General features: G+C 57.7%; 13 protein-coding genes. All 13 read right to left on the bottom strand.

The window, feature by feature from the left end; genetic code table 11:
• Positions 1-42: 42 nt before the first annotated feature.
• Positions 43-2,259, bottom strand: a complete 2,217-nt coding sequence (gene recD2, locus VSQ30_RS10695) for an SF1B family DNA helicase RecD2 (RefSeq protein ID WP_334463990.1) — start codon at positions 2,257-2,259, stop codon at positions 43-45.
• An 80-nt stretch (positions 2,260-2,339) separates the two neighbouring features.
• Complete coding sequence (locus tag VSQ30_RS10700) at positions 2,340-2,636, bottom strand: hypothetical protein (RefSeq protein ID WP_160642046.1); 297 nt, start codon at positions 2,634-2,636, stop codon at positions 2,340-2,342.
• Positions 2,637-2,844: 208 nt separating this feature from the next.
• The gene (locus VSQ30_RS10705; protein WP_160642047.1) at positions 2,845-3,489 is read right to left on the bottom strand and encodes a thiamine diphosphokinase; all 645 of its coding nucleotides are present in this window, start codon (positions 3,487-3,489) and stop codon (positions 2,845-2,847) included.
• Positions 3,462-4,376, bottom strand: coding sequence for a ribosome small subunit-dependent GTPase A (gene rsgA / locus VSQ30_RS10710; RefSeq protein ID WP_334463991.1), 915 nt, complete (start codon positions 4,374-4,376; stop codon positions 3,462-3,464). The genes VSQ30_RS10705 and rsgA overlap by 28 nt, the downstream gene beginning before the upstream one ends.
• A 6-nt stretch (positions 4,377-4,382) precedes the next feature.
• The gene (pknB, locus tag VSQ30_RS10715) at positions 4,383-6,428 is read right to left on the bottom strand and encodes a Stk1 family PASTA domain-containing Ser/Thr kinase (protein WP_334463993.1); all 2,046 of its coding nucleotides are present in this window, start codon (positions 6,426-6,428) and stop codon (positions 4,383-4,385) included.
• Positions 6,429-6,580: 152 nt separating this feature from the next.
• Positions 6,581-7,318, bottom strand: coding sequence for a Stp1/IreP family PP2C-type Ser/Thr phosphatase (locus VSQ30_RS10720; protein ID WP_160642050.1), 738 nt, complete (start codon positions 7,316-7,318; stop codon positions 6,581-6,583).
• Complete coding sequence (rlmN, locus tag VSQ30_RS10725; RefSeq protein WP_334463995.1) at positions 7,302-8,357, bottom strand: dual-specificity RNA methyltransferase RlmN; 1,056 nt, start codon at positions 8,355-8,357, stop codon at positions 7,302-7,304. The genes VSQ30_RS10720 and rlmN overlap by 17 nt, the downstream gene beginning before the upstream one ends.
• A 6-nt stretch (positions 8,358-8,363) precedes the next feature.
• Positions 8,364-9,695 carry a 16S rRNA (cytosine(967)-C(5))-methyltransferase RsmB gene (rsmB, locus tag VSQ30_RS10730; RefSeq protein WP_334463996.1) on the bottom strand — a complete coding sequence of 444 codons (1,332 nt, stop codon included), beginning with the start codon at positions 9,693-9,695 and terminating at the stop codon, positions 8,364-8,366.
• A 22-nt stretch (positions 9,696-9,717) separates the two neighbouring features.
• Entirely contained in the window at positions 9,718-10,638 is a 921-nt protein-coding gene (gene fmt / locus VSQ30_RS10735) for a methionyl-tRNA formyltransferase (RefSeq protein WP_334464854.1), read from the bottom strand.
• 96 nt (positions 10,639-10,734) lie between these two features.
• Complete coding sequence (def, locus tag VSQ30_RS10740; RefSeq protein ID WP_334463997.1) at positions 10,735-11,220, bottom strand: peptide deformylase; 486 nt, start codon at positions 11,218-11,220, stop codon at positions 10,735-10,737.
• A gap of 40 nt (positions 11,221-11,260) precedes the next feature.
• Positions 11,261-13,717 carry a replication restart helicase PriA gene (gene priA / locus VSQ30_RS10745; RefSeq protein WP_334463998.1) on the bottom strand — a complete coding sequence of 819 codons (2,457 nt, stop codon included), beginning with the start codon at positions 13,715-13,717 and terminating at the stop codon, positions 11,261-11,263.
• Entirely contained in the window at positions 13,714-13,920 is a 207-nt protein-coding gene (locus tag VSQ30_RS10750; RefSeq protein ID WP_160642055.1) for a DNA-directed RNA polymerase subunit omega, read from the bottom strand. Before VSQ30_RS10750 ends, priA begins: the two co-directional genes overlap by 4 nt.
• On the bottom strand, positions 13,913-14,530 hold the full coding sequence (gmk, locus tag VSQ30_RS10755) for a guanylate kinase (protein ID WP_334464000.1): 618 nt from the start codon (positions 14,528-14,530) through the stop codon (positions 13,913-13,915). Before gmk ends, VSQ30_RS10750 begins: the two co-directional genes overlap by 8 nt.
• Positions 14,531-14,550 lie beyond the last annotated feature (20 nt).

The following is a 14,550-nucleotide window of genomic DNA, read 5'->3' on the forward strand; positions in this document are numbered from 1 at the left end:
ACATGCGGCCCCCTGTCGTTGTGGCAGGGGGCCGCATACATATTATATTTCTTCCTGTTCCTTTTCCAAAAGCCATTGCAGGCCTGTATACCGCCGGGTTTTCCGGTCATTTTCAATCATCGCGGCAATCGTAGACTTCCGTCCTGCCAGAATCAGCAACTGCTTTGCCCGGGTGACCCCGGTATACAGCAGGTTCCGGTAACACAATTGGCCGGGAGGGTTGAGCACAGGGATAATGACAGCGGTGAACTCATTGCCCTGGCTTTTATGTACTGTTACAGCATAGGCAGGCTCCAATTCATTGGCGGCATGGTCAAAGTCATACAATACTTCTTTGTCGTCTATCTCTACCCGGATAGCGCCGCCGGGCTTATCAATCTCCGTGATAACCCCCATGTCCCCGTTGAACACCCCTTCCCCAGAGGTGCCGTCCTCCCGCGTCCAGGGAAGGTTGTAATCATTTTTCACTTGCATTACCTTATCCCCCAGCCGGAAAAGCTGCCCGTTTATCCGCGCTTCCGTTTTTCCCTTCCGGGGCGGGTTCACTGCCTCCCGCAAAAGCTTGTTCAGCTCTACTGTGCCCAGCTCTCCCTTACGGCCCGGACACAGCACCTGGATATCGGAAGCGCTGGAAAAACCATAGCTTCTAGGCAGGCGCTGGGCGCAAAGGGAAACAATCAACTGGGCTGTCTCTGCCGGATCTTCCCGGGGCATAAAGAAAAAGTCGCTGTCCCGGCGGCGAAGCTCTGGCAGCTTCCCCTCCACAATGCGGTGGGCGCTTAAAACAATCAAGCTTTCCATGGACTGGCGGAAGATTTCCTTTAGCTGCACTGTGGGAAAAAGCTGGGAGGCGATCAAATCCCCCAGCACATTGCCCGCCCCTACGGAAGGAAGCTGGTCGCTGTCCCCCACCAGAATCAGCCGGCAGGAAAGGGGCAATGCCCGCAAAAGGCTTTCAAACACATAAGCGTCCACCATGGAAAGCTCGTCTACCACCAGGCAGTCGCATTCCAGGGGATTGCGCTCGTTGCGGGTGAATACGGGATTATCCTGCTCGTCCCAGTCCACCTGGAGCATGCGGTGGATGGTTTTTGCCTCCTCCCCAGTCAATTCACTCATGCGCTTAGCGGCCCGGCCTGTGGGGGCCGCCAGCAGCACCTTTTCCCCGGAAAGCTTCAGGATGTGGATGATGGCATTCAAGGTGGTGGTTTTGCCTGTGCCCGGCCCCCCCGTGAGGATGAGGATTCCCTTTTCCATAGCAGCCCGGATGGCCTCTTTCTGCTTTTCCGCATATTGTACGCCCTTACGGGCCTCAATAGCCGCAATCTGCGCGTCGGCCCCGCCAAGAGCCTGGGGGGGGATGCGGAGCATGGCCTTCATCCGGGCAGCTATGTAGGACTCGGAAATGTGCTGGCGCTCCAGAAAGATAAAGTCCTTGCCATCCACGTTCTCGCATCTCAACTGGAAGCTTTCGCACATGGTATACACCGCGTCCTGGGCCATTTCCAGCTCTACCCCCAGCATCTGGGCGGCGGCACTGCACAGCTTGTCCCAGGGCAGGCAGGTGTGGCCGTTGTCCAGGTTGTGCCTCAGCACATACAACACCCCAGCCTGCACCCGGCCCAAATCATCCCTGGGCTTTTCCATAGACTCCGCTATCATGTCCGCGATGGTAAAGCTGATATTCATGCCATCCTCGCACAGCCGGTAAGGGTCTTCCTGAATACAGGATACGGAATCCTGCCCATAGGTTTTCCACACCTGCACCGCTTCTTCCGGACGCACCCCATAGGCCCCCAGGTAAGCCATCAGCTCCCGGATGCCGTATACACGCTTCAGTTCCTCCCCAATGGACTGGGCCTTTTCCTTTGTAATCCCCTTAATTTGGGAAAGACGCTCCGGCTCCCGCTCCATCACCTCCAGGGCCTTCTCCCCAAAGGTTTCCACAATGCGCCGGGCCGTGGCAGGGCCTACGCCTTTCACCGCGCCGGAGGCCAGATATTTCATCATGGCGGCGGCAGTGGCGGGACGGGCACGCTCAAAGGTTTGAGCCTTAAACTGCTGCCCAAAGGAGGGATGGGTATCCCATCCGCCGTATACCTGCAGTTCCTCCCCTTCACTGACAAAGGGGAACTCCCCTACCACTGTCACCAGTTCTTCCCCTGCCGCCATTTCCAGCACAGTATACTGGTTTTTATCGTTGTGGTAGACCACATGCTCCACTGTCCCACTCAGCTCTAAAAGCCCGTTTTCAGCCAAGTTTCCACATCCTCCACTCTCTAAATCCAGCCCGCTGACTTCAAAAGCACCCTGTCAGCCGCGTCACGCTCTCCGGGTTCTTACAGTTCTTCCCATATATGGTACAGCAAATCTTCCTTTTTGGAAACCCGCAAATAGGGGTATTGAAGCTGCAAGAACCGGCAGATGCTTGAAAGTTCCGGGTTCTCCTCCGGCAGCAAGCAGATAAGACTGCTGCCGCAGCCCATCCACCGCACCCGCTCTGCTGCCGCCCGCACCATAGCTTCACAGTCGTCCTCTCCAGCAGGAGCCACCACCAGGGCCATCCTCTGGCCTCCTATGGGCCGGGTGGCCCAGAAGGTTATCAGGCGCACAAGTTCCGCCGCGCCCAGAATCATCAGCACGACTCCCGCCACACATAAAAGTATGTTGATACAGAACACCCCCTATGTCCATGGAGGGGGCCGCAAAGGGCCGCTGCCCCCTTTGCTTCATCTTATGCAGAAGGGAGGCGTCCTGTGCCCATGGGGAGCGGGGGCTTTTTAAGCAGAGTTCTTTTAGAGCGTGTTCACACAAAGCAATCACACGCGCCTGACGCTGCGGGGCTTATCCCTGGTATACTGCCACCAAGGCTGTGCCCCTATGTACCCGGATAATCGCTCTGTCCGCGGTAATGCTGTTGCTTACCCCCATCACCAAACCGCCCACAGTGAGATCCTCCCGGGTCAACGGATACTGCAGCCCTGTATAGCTCACATTGCAGTTTGCGCATCCATAGGGGAAAACAGAAACAGTAGCCCCCTTCATGCCGGTAATGGTCAGCTTTTCATCATACAGCAGAAACACCTTGGTGCGTTCGTCTGCTAAAAAGCCATGGCCGCCATGGTCCCGGATAAACCGCAACACCTCCAGATTTGCCAAGGTGTGGTCAAAGCGGGGACCGCCCAAGCACCCCAGCAGCACAAAGTCCCGGTAACCCTTGGAAAGGCCCTTCATGGCGGCAAACATGGTGTCTGTCACATCCTTTTCCACAGGAAGGGTCATGCACTTCACGTCTTTGGGAGGCGGGGCCTTGGCGGAATCGAAATCGCCCACCACCAGATCCGGCTGCACCCCATTTTTCTGGGCTGTCTCAAAGCCTGCGTCCGCGCAAATTACATAATACTTTTCCAGTTCATACTCTTTAAAGACCTGCCCGCCCCGTATGGGCGAAGCGCCTATAATCATACATTCCCTTTTTTCTGCTGCCATTGTTTGACATCCTTTATCTCTTGATACATTTGTACATAGCTTTCAAAGCGGCTTTTTGCCACCAGTCCTTTTTTCACGCCTTTCAGCACCGCGCACCCCTTTTCGCAGGTGTGGGAGCAGGAGGTGAACTGGCAGCCTGCCGCCAAAGGGGCCATTTCCCGAAACCCCTCTATCAGCTTTTCCTTATCTGTCAGCCTGTAGCGCTGCAGTTCAAAGGTGGAAAAGCCCGGCGTATCCGCCACATAACTGCTTCCATCTATTTTGTAAAGCTCCACTTCCCGTGTGGTATGCCTGCCCCGGCCCAGCTTCCGGCTCACCTCCCCAGTTTTCAGGGACAGCTCCGGAAAAAGGGCGTTTAAGAGGGTAGACTTGCCCACCCCGGAGTTCCCGGTGAAAGCGGAGACGCAGCCTGTGAGCATCTCCCGCACCTGCCCTATCCCCTCCCCGGTGACCGGAGAGACAAGGCGGCAGGAAAGCCCCGCAAGCTGGTAGCCCTTCATCAGCTCCTCCAGGGTGCCGTCGGACAGGTCTGCCTTGGTGAACACCACTACCGGATCGATGCCGGAAAGCTCTGCCGCCGCCACAGTCTTGTCAATGAGCAGGGGCACCGGGGCAGGATCCTTAGCGGCGCACACCACAAAGAGCTTATCCAGATTTGCTAAAGGCGGGCGCACCAGGACATTTTTCCGGGGATAAATTTCCACCAGCGCCCCGGTTCTGCCCTCCTCGGTAACGCTTACCCGCACCCTGTCCCCAGCGCAGGGGGAAACCCCCTCCTTGCGAAAGCGCCCCCGGGCCGTAACTGTATAAAAGCCTTCCAGTGTTTCCACTGTATAGAAGCCGCCTACACATTTCCGCACCAGCCCGTCTGTTTCCCGGTATTCCATTCCCGGCTATTCGCCCCCTTCCCCACCGTCTCCCTCCCCGCCGGAGGGTTCATCTGGTTCCTCGTTATTGCCGCCGCCCAAGTTCACCTCATAGGTGTGTACCACCACTGGCTCCTCCCCTGTGTCGAAATTAAAGGAAAGCTCCATATAGGTCTGGCCGTCCAAGGTGATAATCACTGTGTCCACCCCGCTGGTGCCTGTAAAGGCCACCCGGTAGCTGCCAGCCAGGGCGGGGTTGATGGAAAGCTGCTCGGTGACAACGCCGTTGCGATATACCTGGAGGTTTACATTGGCGTTAACGCTGGCAGGCAGGCTGATGGTCTTTTCCAGCGTTTTTTCCGCGCCCTTGCCAGAACTTACAATGATATCCACTGTGGCCCCTTCGGAAACCTCCGCGCCAGACTCGGGATTCGTGCTGATCACGATATCTTTGCCTTCCTTGCTGCTGTCATCATAGGTCACATTGCCCACCACCAGGCCCGCGTCCTCCAGGGTAGCGGTTACGTTATACAGAAGCTGGCCCTTCAGGTTATCCGGCACCTTTACCTTCTTTTTGGCCGGGCCTTTGCTTACCCGCAAGATAACGATGGATCCCGCGTCTACCATTTCGCCGCTGGAAGGCTCTGTGGAGACGATTTTGCCCACTTCCATTTCATCGTCAGCCACGGTTTCCGTCTTATACTTCAGGCCAATCTCTTTCAGCAGGGCAATGGCGTCAGCGTCTGTGCGCCCTACCACGTCGGGCACAGGAACCTGCTCCACCTTGCCGTTTACCATCAATTCCACCTGCCGGCCTTTCTTCACCATAATGCCAGCGGCAGGGGTCTGCTTTAAAATTTCTCCAGGCTGCCTGTCTGGATCATTGCCCTCGGTGGTGGTGAACTTGAAAAAGTCATTATATTCTTCGTTGCCGATAACCTCTTCGTAAAGCTTCCCTTCAAAGCTGGGCATTTCCATCTGCTCTGCCGTCTCCCCCTCCAGGAGGGTTTCCCAGTTGTTCAAAAGCCACACAGCGCCTACAGCCAGCAGCACAATGATAGCTGCGGCTATTACGCCCTTCACCGCCATGGCCCCTCTGGCTCCCCGGCGGGATCGCACAAACTCCTCCTCATACTCATAGCTGTCGTCATAGGTGGGAGTGAAGCGGGTGTTGTCATAGGCATCCATGCCCCGGGCGGCATCATAGCCAGGCTGGGCATGAAGGTCATAGTGGAAGGACATAGCAGGGTTGCGGCGGAACATATCCAGATCGTCCAGCATCTCCCCGGCGCTCTGGAAACGGTTGACTGGATTCTTCTCCATGGCCCGCATGGTAATCTGCTCCAATCCCAGGGGAATGGAGGGGTTTACTTCCCTTGGCTGGGCAGGCTTTGCCTGTAGCTGCATGAGGGCCACAGACACAGCGTTTTCTGCCACAAAGGGCAGCTTCCCAGTGAGCATTTCATACAGCACTACGCCCAGGGAATAGATATCCGCCTTGTCGGTGATATAGTCCCCCCTGGCCTGCTCCGGGGCGATATAGTGTACAGAGCCAATGGCCTTGTCGGTCATGGTCTGGGTTTCGCTTTGGGAAAAACGGGCAATACCGAAGTCTGCCACCTTGATGGTGCCGTCCTGAAGCAGCATAATGTTCTGGGGCTTGATGTCCCGGTGGATGATGCCCTTCCCATGGGCGTGCTCCAGGGCCAGAAGGATCTGGGTGGTGAAATGCAGAACCTCTTGCCAGCGGATGGTGCCCTCCTGCTCGATATATTCCTTCAGAGAGATGCCGTCAATATACTCCATGACAATATACTGAAGCCTGTCTCCAAAGCTTACATCGAACACCTCCACAATATTGGGATGGGAAAGCAGGGTGATGGCCTTGGCCTCGTTGCGGAACCGCCGGAGGAAATCGCTGTTGTCGGAAAACTCTTCCTTTAAAATTTTGATGGCCACCCACCGATCCTCTACCCTGTCATAGGCCCGGTATACATAGGCCATCCCGCCCACGCCCAAAAGGTCGTGTATTTCATACTTTCCGTCCAGGCGCTTCCCGATAAATTTGTCCATACTTTTACCAAACCTTTCGAAATTTTGCTGTGGCATACAGCCGCTGCTTCCTGGCGCAGTGCCAAATCAAAGTGCCAAGTGAAAATACGCAGAAGGGGCAAAGCCCTTTGCAAAAGCCCCTTTTCTATAATCTATCATACAGCCGCGCCGTTTTAGTCCGCGAAAATCAGCGCTGCTGTAATATTATCAGAACCGCCGCAGTCCAGGGCATACTGGATAAACTGCCGGAGAAGCTCTTGGGAATCGGCGGCATATTTCTCCAGATACGCCTCCATCAAGGCGTCATCCACGTAATTGCTCAAGCCGTCCGAGCAGGCAAGGGCTATGTCCCCGGGGCGGAAGTTACAGAAAGTATAGTCCGGGCGGACGGTTTCATGCACGCCCAGCACACGGGTGATAATATTCCGGCGGGGATGGCGGCGGGCCTGCTCTCGGGTTATCTGCCCAAAATTCACCAAATCCTGCACATAGGAGTGATCCTCCGTTATCTGGGTCAGGCCGCACTTGTTACGTATATAAGCCCGGCTGTCCCCCACATGCACCACATGGAGAACGCCCCCCGCCGCCGCCATCACCACAGCGGTAGTACCCATGCCCCGCAGCTCCGGGCGCTCCAGGGAGAGCTTATACACGCCGTCATTTGCCCAGCGCAGGGCGTTTAGAAGCAGGCTTTTCATGCTGCCTCCGCTCAGACCTTCCCGGAAATTTTTCGCCAGGTATTCCTCAATGCGCTCCAAGGCCAGGGCGCTTGCAACGCTGCCGCCATTTGCGCCCCCCATGCCGTCGCAAACCACAGCCCATGCGCCGTCTCCCGGAAGCTGCCCGCCCTTGCAGGCATCCTCATTCGCTTTTCGGACGGCCCCAACGTGGGTGTCATGCACAACCCTCATGCCCAGTCCCTCCTTCATGTTTTCGGCGGAGCTGCCCGCAGGAGGCCTCAATATCCGCCCCCAGCGTGCGCCGCACTGTGGCGGTGACGCCATGTTCCTGCAATACCTCTACAAACCGCCGCTGCCGGCGGATACCGCTTTTTTTATACCCGGTGCCTGTCACGTCGTTGACAGGAATCAGGTTTACATGGGCCAGAATCCCCTTAAGCCTTTGGGCCAGTTCCCTGGCGCACCCGTCGCTGTCATTGACCCCGGCTATCATGGCATATTCAAAGGAAATGCGCCGCCCGGTTGTGCGGGCATAATACCGACAGGCCTTCAGCAGCTCCCCTATAGGCCATTTCCTGTTTACGGGCATTGTACGGGAACGGATTTCATCATTGGGGGCATGGAGGGATACCGACAGGGTTAATTGCAGCTTCCTGTCCGCCAAATCGTATATCCTGTCTGCCAGCCCGCAGGTGGACAGGGAAATGGCCCGCATGGAAAGGTTCATGCCCTCCTTACAGGTGGCAAGCTCCAAAAACCGCAGCACGTTTTCATAGTTATCCAAAGGCTCACCCATGCCCATTAACACAATATGGGAAACGCGCTCCCCTATGTCTATCGACCCTGACTGCACCTGAGATAATATTTCCCCGGCAGATAAGTTCCGGGAAAACCCGCTTTTTCCCGTAGCACAGAAGCTGCAATTCATTTTACACCCAACCTGGGTAGAAATGCAAATGGAAATTCCATAATGATAGCGCATAAGGACAGCTTCCACATGCTCCCCGTCAAAAAGACGGAAAAGATATTTAATCGTCCCGTCAATTTGTGAAACCTGCTTGCGGACAATCTCCACACCCCGTACCGCATAGTGTTCCGAAAGCTGCTCCCGCAATTCTTTGGAAAGGTCGGACATCTGGGAGAAGCCTTCTGCGCCCCGGGAAAGCCACCGAAACACCTGTCCGGCCCGAAAGCGGGGCAGGCCCAGTTCCCTAAAATCGGCGGAGATTTCCTCCAGTGTCATGGATTTGATATCCTTTTTCTCCTCCATCCGGTTTCATCCCTTCCTTTCAAAGGCGGCGGCAAAGAAGCCGTCAGATCCGCCCCCAAAGGGCAGCAGGGTCAGCATGTGCCCCGGTTCCTCCAGGAACCGTTTCAGGCCGGGAAGGCGGATGGGGCTGGGGGCAAACTCCGGGTGGGCCTGGAGAAACTTTTCCGCCACAGCGCTGTTTTCCGCCGGGTTCAGGGTACAGGTGGAATACACCAGCCGCCCTCCAGGCTTGACAGCCACGGCCGCGTTTTCCAGGATGGAAAGCTGCAGGGCGGGAAGCTCCTTGATAGAGGGCAAAGGCTTATAGCGTATTTCAGGCTTACGGCGTATCACCCCAAAGCCAGAGCAGGGCACGTCGCACAGCACCCTGTCAAATTGGGGAAAGCCCGCAAAGCCTTTCTGTGCGTCATGCACCTGGGCCGTAACATTCCCCAGGCCCAGCCGTCCGGCGCCCTTCGCGATAAGCCCCACCCGGCCTTTGTATATGTCCAGGGCGTACACCTGCCCCATGCCCTCCATCTGCTGGGCGATGGTGAAGGTCTTTCCTCCCGGGGCCGCGCAGCAGTCGCACACCGTTTCGCCGGGCTGGGGATCCAGCAGCCGCACCACCCATTGGGCGGAAAGATCCTGCACATGGAACTTCCCTGCTTCAAAGGCCGGCAGGGCCGCAGGGGATCCGCAGTTTTCCACCAGCGCCGCTCCCGGCAGGCCTTCCACACTGGAGCAGGATATCCCTGCCTGCCCCAGCTCTGCCTGGAAGGCTTCCTCTGTGGTTTTCAGCAAATTTACCCGCACATAAAGGGCCGCCTTCTTTTCAAAGGCTTCCAGCAGCCTTTGGGTGGTTTCCCTGCCATACGCGCCCATCCACAGGCGGATTAAAGGCTCCGGCATAGAATAACGCACTGTCCAGGCCCGGGGGGAATCCCCGGCAGGCAGGGCGAGGAAATCCCGCTTGCGCAGAAGCCCCCGCAAAACGCCGTTTACAAAGCCTGCGGCTCTTTCCCTGCCAGTTTCCTTTAACACCTCTACTGTTTCATTTACAGCCGCGCTGTCCGGCACCCTGTCCAGGAAAAGGATTTGATAGGCCCCGCAGCGTAATGCTTCCAGGGCGGCCCGCTCCGGCTTTTTCTTCGGATCTCGCAGGCACTGGAACAGGTAGTAATCTAAGGTCAGGCGCTTTTCCAGCACCCCATAAAAGATGGCGGAAGCCAAAGCGCCGTCCCGCTGGGAAAGCCTTTGCCCCCGCAAAAGCTTATCCAGCACCAGGTTGGAATATCCGCTGTTTTCCTCCACTAAAAGCAGCGCTTCCAGCGCCGCCCGCCGTCCTGGGTTTGCCATGGCCCGCCCTCCTTTTCCTGCATTACATAAATTTTGCCCCAGCCTGCAGGGGGTGCCCCAGCAGATAGCTTTTCCCGGACATGCGCTTGCCCTCCGGGGTTTGCAGTTCCGTAATCATCAGGGCCTTTTCCCCGCAGCACGCCAGCAGCTCACCCTCTTCGCAGCGGGCCTCTCCCGGCGCGCCGGATGCTTCCGCCACCTGGGAGCCTAGCAGCTTCAAGCGCCTGCCGTCCAGCATGGCGGAGGCACAGGGCCAGGGGTTCAGGCCCCGGATAAGGTTGTGGATTTCTTCTGCCGGACGGGACCAATCTATCTGGGACAGTTCCTTTTGCAGCATGGGGGCCAGGGTGGCCTCCTCATGGTTTTGGGGGACAGGCCGCAGTTCCCCCTTTTCAAGCCCTGTAAGGGTTTCTCCCAGAAGCTGCGCGCCCATGTCCTTTAGGCGGTCGAAAAGCTGCCCGGCAGTTTCCTCCGGGCCAATGGCCGTCTCCCGGCGCAGGAGCATGTCCCCTGTGTCCACCCCGGCGCCCATGAACATGGTGGTTACGCCGGTTGTCTGCTCCCCGTTTATTACGGCCCACTGGATGGGCGCGGCCCCCCGGTATTTAGGCAGCAGGGATCCGTGGACGTTGATGCAGCCTAAAGGCGGGATGTCCAGCACTGCCTGGGGCAGGATTTTCCCATAGGCCACCACCACAATGGCCTCCGGGGCCAGGGCGCGGATTTGCGCCTGCACTTCTTCCTTGCGCAGTGTGGCAGGCTGATACACTGGCAGGCTGTGCCGGAGGGCCAGCTCCTTCACAGGAGGAGGGGCCAGCTTATGGCCCCGGCCTTTGGGCTTGTCAGGCTGGGTGAACACAGCGCAGACCTCATCCTGCCTGTCTAAAAGCGCCTGCAGGGAGGGTACGGCAAAATCCGGCGTACCCATAAAAATAATCCGCATTTTCATTGCCATACGATAGGAAAGGCTTTTGCATGCAGCCTCTGGAAAGCCTTTGTTCCAGCCTTCCCTATCGCCCTTTCTCACTAAAAATTTTGTTCAGGTGTAATCCCCAGACTCCAGTTCCTCCTGGCTTAACATCCGCTCTGCCTTCTGGAGGAAAACCACGCCCTGGAGATGATCTATCTCGTGGCAGATGCACCGGGCCGTAAGCTCTTCTCCGGCAGTCTCGAACCAGTTGCCGTTCCTGTCCTGGGCGCGCACCTTCACCTGCATGGGCCGGTTTACCAGCGCCCATTGGTCAGGGAAAGAAAGACAGCCCTCAGCCCCGGACTGCTCCCCCTTCTGAGAGAGGATCTCCGGGTTGATAAGCTCCAAAGGCTCCTCGCCCTCCACCGCGTCTATAATGCAGATTTGACGCAGGATTCCTACCTGGGGCGCGGCAAGCCCTGCCCCCTGGGCGGCCTGCAGGGTTTCCTTCATGTCGTCTATGATCTGGTGCAGGCGGGCATCGAATTTCTCCACCCGTCTGCAGGGTTTTGTGAGGATTTCATCTTCTTCGGTCACGATATTCCGTATTGCCATGAGTTTTCGTCCTTTCTGTTGATTCCGCTTCCCTCCCCATTTACAGGACGCGGTTTGGATCCGGATCCGGATAGGCGGTAACCGTCCGGAATTCCCGCAGTGCCGCAAAGCCTGTCAGGCTGCGGGAAACAAGTTCCCGCAAGGGCGGAGCGGCGCGGCACTTGATAATCAGCTTATAGCGGTATTTCCCTCCCACCTTTGCCACTGCCGCCGGGGAAGGCCGCAGCACACGCAAGGGCAGGCTTGGATATTCGGCGGCAGCAAGGCCTGTAAACAGGGAAAGGAACTGTTCCGCCCCAGCCTTTACCACAGATTCCCGCTCCCCTACAAAGCCTATTACCAAGAGGTCTACAAAAGGGGGATATAATAGTGCCTTGCGGTACAGCAGCTCCCGCTTGAGAAAGCCGAAATAATCTTGTTCCTTTGCAAGGTGGAGCACCGGGTTTTCCGGCATCCATGTCTGTATCACTGCCTTGCCGGGATATTTCCCCCGGCCTGCCCGGCCTACCACCTGGGTGAGCAGATCGAAGGTGCGCTCATTGCTGCGGAAATCGTCACTGTAAAGGGACTGATCGGCGGAGAGCACTCCCACCAATGTGACGTTTTCAAAGTCAAGGCCCTTTGCCACCATCTGGGTGCCCACCATCACCTGATAGTTTCCCCGGGCGAACTCCTCCAGCCGGCGCTCCAGGGAATACCGGGCGGCTACTGCGTCGGTGTCCAGCCGGAGCACCTTGGCTTCCGGCAGCAGGCCCTGAAGCTGTTCCTCCGCCCGCTGGGTGCCCAGCCCCCGGTATTGCAGGTTTTCCTTCCCGCAGGCTGGGCAGGCTTTGGGCATGGGGATGGAATAGCCGCAGTAATGGCACATCAGGCGGCGGTTGGCGCTGTGGAAGGTCATGGAAATGCTGCAATGGGGACAGCGTATGACCTCCCGGCAGGAGGGACAGGAGACAAAGGTATGATAGCCCCGGCGGTTTAACAGCACAATGGACTGCCTGCCCGCCTGGAAATTTTCCTGCAAGGCCCGGGCCAGGGTTGGCCCGATGGCGGCGTCCTCCCCGGGCAGGGCCTCCTCGTTCATGTCCACCAGCTCCACCTCTGGAATCTGCGCCGGGCCAAAGCGCCCCTCTAATTGAAAGAAGCTGTATTTTTTCTGTTTTGCCAGAAAGCAGGCTTCCACTGAAGGGGTGGCGGAGGCCAGCAGGCACAGCCCCCGGTTTTGCAGGCAGCGGAACCGGGCCACCTCCCGGGCGTCAAACCGGGGGGATGCTTCCGACTTATAGGCAGGCTCCTGCTCCTCATCTATAACAACAAGCCCTAAATCCTGCACCGGGGCGAACACAGCCGACCGGGTGCCCACCACCACAGAAGCTTCGCCCCGGCGGATGCGCTTCCACTCGTCCATGCGCTCTCCCAGGGAAAGCCCGCTGTGCAGCACCGCCACCTGATCTCCAAAGGCACTGTGGAACTGGCGCAGGGCCTGGGCTGTCAGGGAGATTTCCGGCACCAGCACGATAACCCCCCGCCCCTGCTTCCGCACATGGCGGATAAGCTGGAGATAAACAGAGGTTTTCCCGCTGCCTGTAACGCCATACAGCAGGGCGCAGGGCTGAAAAGCCTCCTGCCTGCCTGCTTGCTCATAGGCCTTTATGAGGCCTTCCAACGCCTGCTGCTGGCTGGGGGAAAGGCAGGCCTCCCCCGCCTCCTGCCGGATGTCCCTGGAAAAGGCGGGGCGGCGGTACACCTCGTATTCAAACAGCTCTGCCGCACCTTTTTCTGCCAAGGCCCGCACCACCCCGGGGGACGCGCCTGTAAAATAGCACAGCTCCTTTTCAGAAGCTTCCCCTACATCTGTCAGCGTGTCGTACACATCCCGCTGCCGGGGTGTCAGCTTTCCCTGAAAGCCAGGGTTTGCCCGCACCATTTTGGCAAGGCTGTCCTTCATGCGGCTGGCGGCTGTGTTCACTTTGCACACAGCTTCCCGGGCCAGGAGTGCCTGAAAATCCGGGCAGTCCTCTGTAATCCCCAGCTCTTTTGAGAGCTTTTCAAAGGGTACTGCCCGCCCTGCCTTCTGCAGGGCCATAAGGATCTGCCAGCTTAAAGGGGAATAGCCCTCCCGGTCGAAATCCTTAAAGCCGGGAGCCAGCAGGAAGCTGTTCCGCACCCGCATCTGCAGCCCTGCCGGAATCATCAGCTTCACAGCCTCAAACAAAGTGCAGTAGGTGTGCCCCTGAAGCCATCTGGCAAGGTTCAGCAGTTCCTCCGAAAGCAGCGGCTCCTTGTCTAGCACCCGGCTTATTTCCTTCAGGCCAGGGGCCTCCTCCCCGTCCAGGGCGAAGATAACCCCCACCCTCTCCCGGCTGCCCTGCCCAAAGGGCACCAGCACCCGCGTTCCTGGGAGGGCCTGCTCCCGCAGGCGCTCTGGCAGGGAATAGGTGAACAGCCTGTCAAAGTGGTAGGCTGTTTTTTCCACCGCCACCTGGGCAAGGCTGCTCATTCTTCAAAGCTTTCCGGCTCGATAATATGGTATTTGTCCTGCACAAAGTCCTGCACCGCCAGGTCTACCGGCTTATCCGCCAGCATAGCGCCTTCCCGGTCGGCCTTTTCGGCAATTTCCCTGGCACGCTTTGCCACAGCAATCACCAGGGAATAGGCGCTGGTGTGGGGGGTTGTGATAATGTTTGCACTGGGTTTAAGCATTTGGATACACCCTTTCTATACAATCGCTGTTTCTCGCATATCTTCTCTTTTCCGCCCGCAGGATGGCCTGCACGTCTGCCACAGCATCCTCCAGCCGGTCGTTGTACACAATATAGTCATACTCCCTGGCGCAGGGGATTTCCCCCTTTGCCGCCTCCAGCCGGCTTTGCACCACCTTGTCCGCTTCGGTGCCGCGGCCCCGCAGGCGCTTTTCCAGCACCTCCATGGAGGGGGGCAGGATAAAGATGGAAACACAGTCCGGGCAGAGCTTTTTAATCTGCGCCCCGCCCTGCACCTCAATTTCCAGCACCACATCCCGGCCTTCCGTAAGCCAAGCCTCTACCGGGGCCTTGGGGGTGCCGTAATAGTTGCCCACATACTGGGCATACTCCAGCATTTCCCCTGCGCCAATCATTTTCTCAAAGCCCTCTTTGCTGGTGAAATAATACTGTTCCCCATGCACCTCCCCGGGCCTGGGTGCCCGGGTGGTGGCGGAAACAGACAGCCGCAGGTTTTCATCCTGGGCAAAAAGCTCTTTCAACACTGTGCCCTTCCCGCCGCCTGACGGGGCGGAAATTACCAGCAGCAGCCCTCTCTCCTTACCTTCCATGCTTGCTCCTTTCTCCATGA

Origin of the sequence: Acutalibacter sp. JLR.KK004 (assembly GCF_036941085.1) — a bacterium.
Lineage (GTDB): Bacteria > Bacillota > Clostridia > Oscillospirales > Acutalibacteraceae > Acutalibacter.

Coding starts and splice junctions, on each gene's coding strand:
- pknB (WP_334463993.1), bottom strand. CDS start 6,428: ATGGACAAATTTATCGGGAAGCGCCTGGACGGAAAGTATGAAATACAC.
- rsgA (WP_334463991.1), bottom strand. CDS start 4,376: ATGGAATACCGGGAAACAGACGGGCTGGTGCGGAAATGTGTAGGCGGC.
- VSQ30_RS10700 (WP_160642046.1), bottom strand. CDS start 2,636: ATGATTCTGGGCGCGGCGGAACTTGTGCGCCTGATAACCTTCTGGGCC.
- gmk (WP_334464000.1), bottom strand. CDS start 14,530: ATGGAAGGTAAGGAGAGAGGGCTGCTGCTGGTAATTTCCGCCCCGTCA.
- VSQ30_RS10720 (WP_160642050.1), bottom strand. CDS start 7,318: ATGAGGGTTGTGCATGACACCCACGTTGGGGCCGTCCGAAAAGCGAAT.
- priA (WP_334463998.1), bottom strand. CDS start 13,717: ATGAGCAGCCTTGCCCAGGTGGCGGTGGAAAAAACAGCCTACCACTTT.
- VSQ30_RS10705 (WP_160642047.1), bottom strand. CDS start 3,489: ATGGCAGCAGAAAAAAGGGAATGTATGATTATAGGCGCTTCGCCCATA.
- VSQ30_RS10750 (WP_160642055.1), bottom strand. CDS start 13,920: ATGCTTAAACCCAGTGCAAACATTATCACAACCCCCCACACCAGCGCC.
- rlmN (WP_334463995.1), bottom strand. CDS start 8,357: ATGGAGGAGAAAAAGGATATCAAATCCATGACACTGGAGGAAATCTCC.
- fmt (WP_334464854.1), bottom strand. CDS start 10,638: ATGCGGATTATTTTTATGGGTACGCCGGATTTTGCCGTACCCTCCCTG.
- rsmB (WP_334463996.1), bottom strand. CDS start 9,695: ATGGCAAACCCAGGACGGCGGGCGGCGCTGGAAGCGCTGCTTTTAGTG.
- def (WP_334463997.1), bottom strand. CDS start 11,220: ATGGCAATACGGAATATCGTGACCGAAGAAGATGAAATCCTCACAAAA.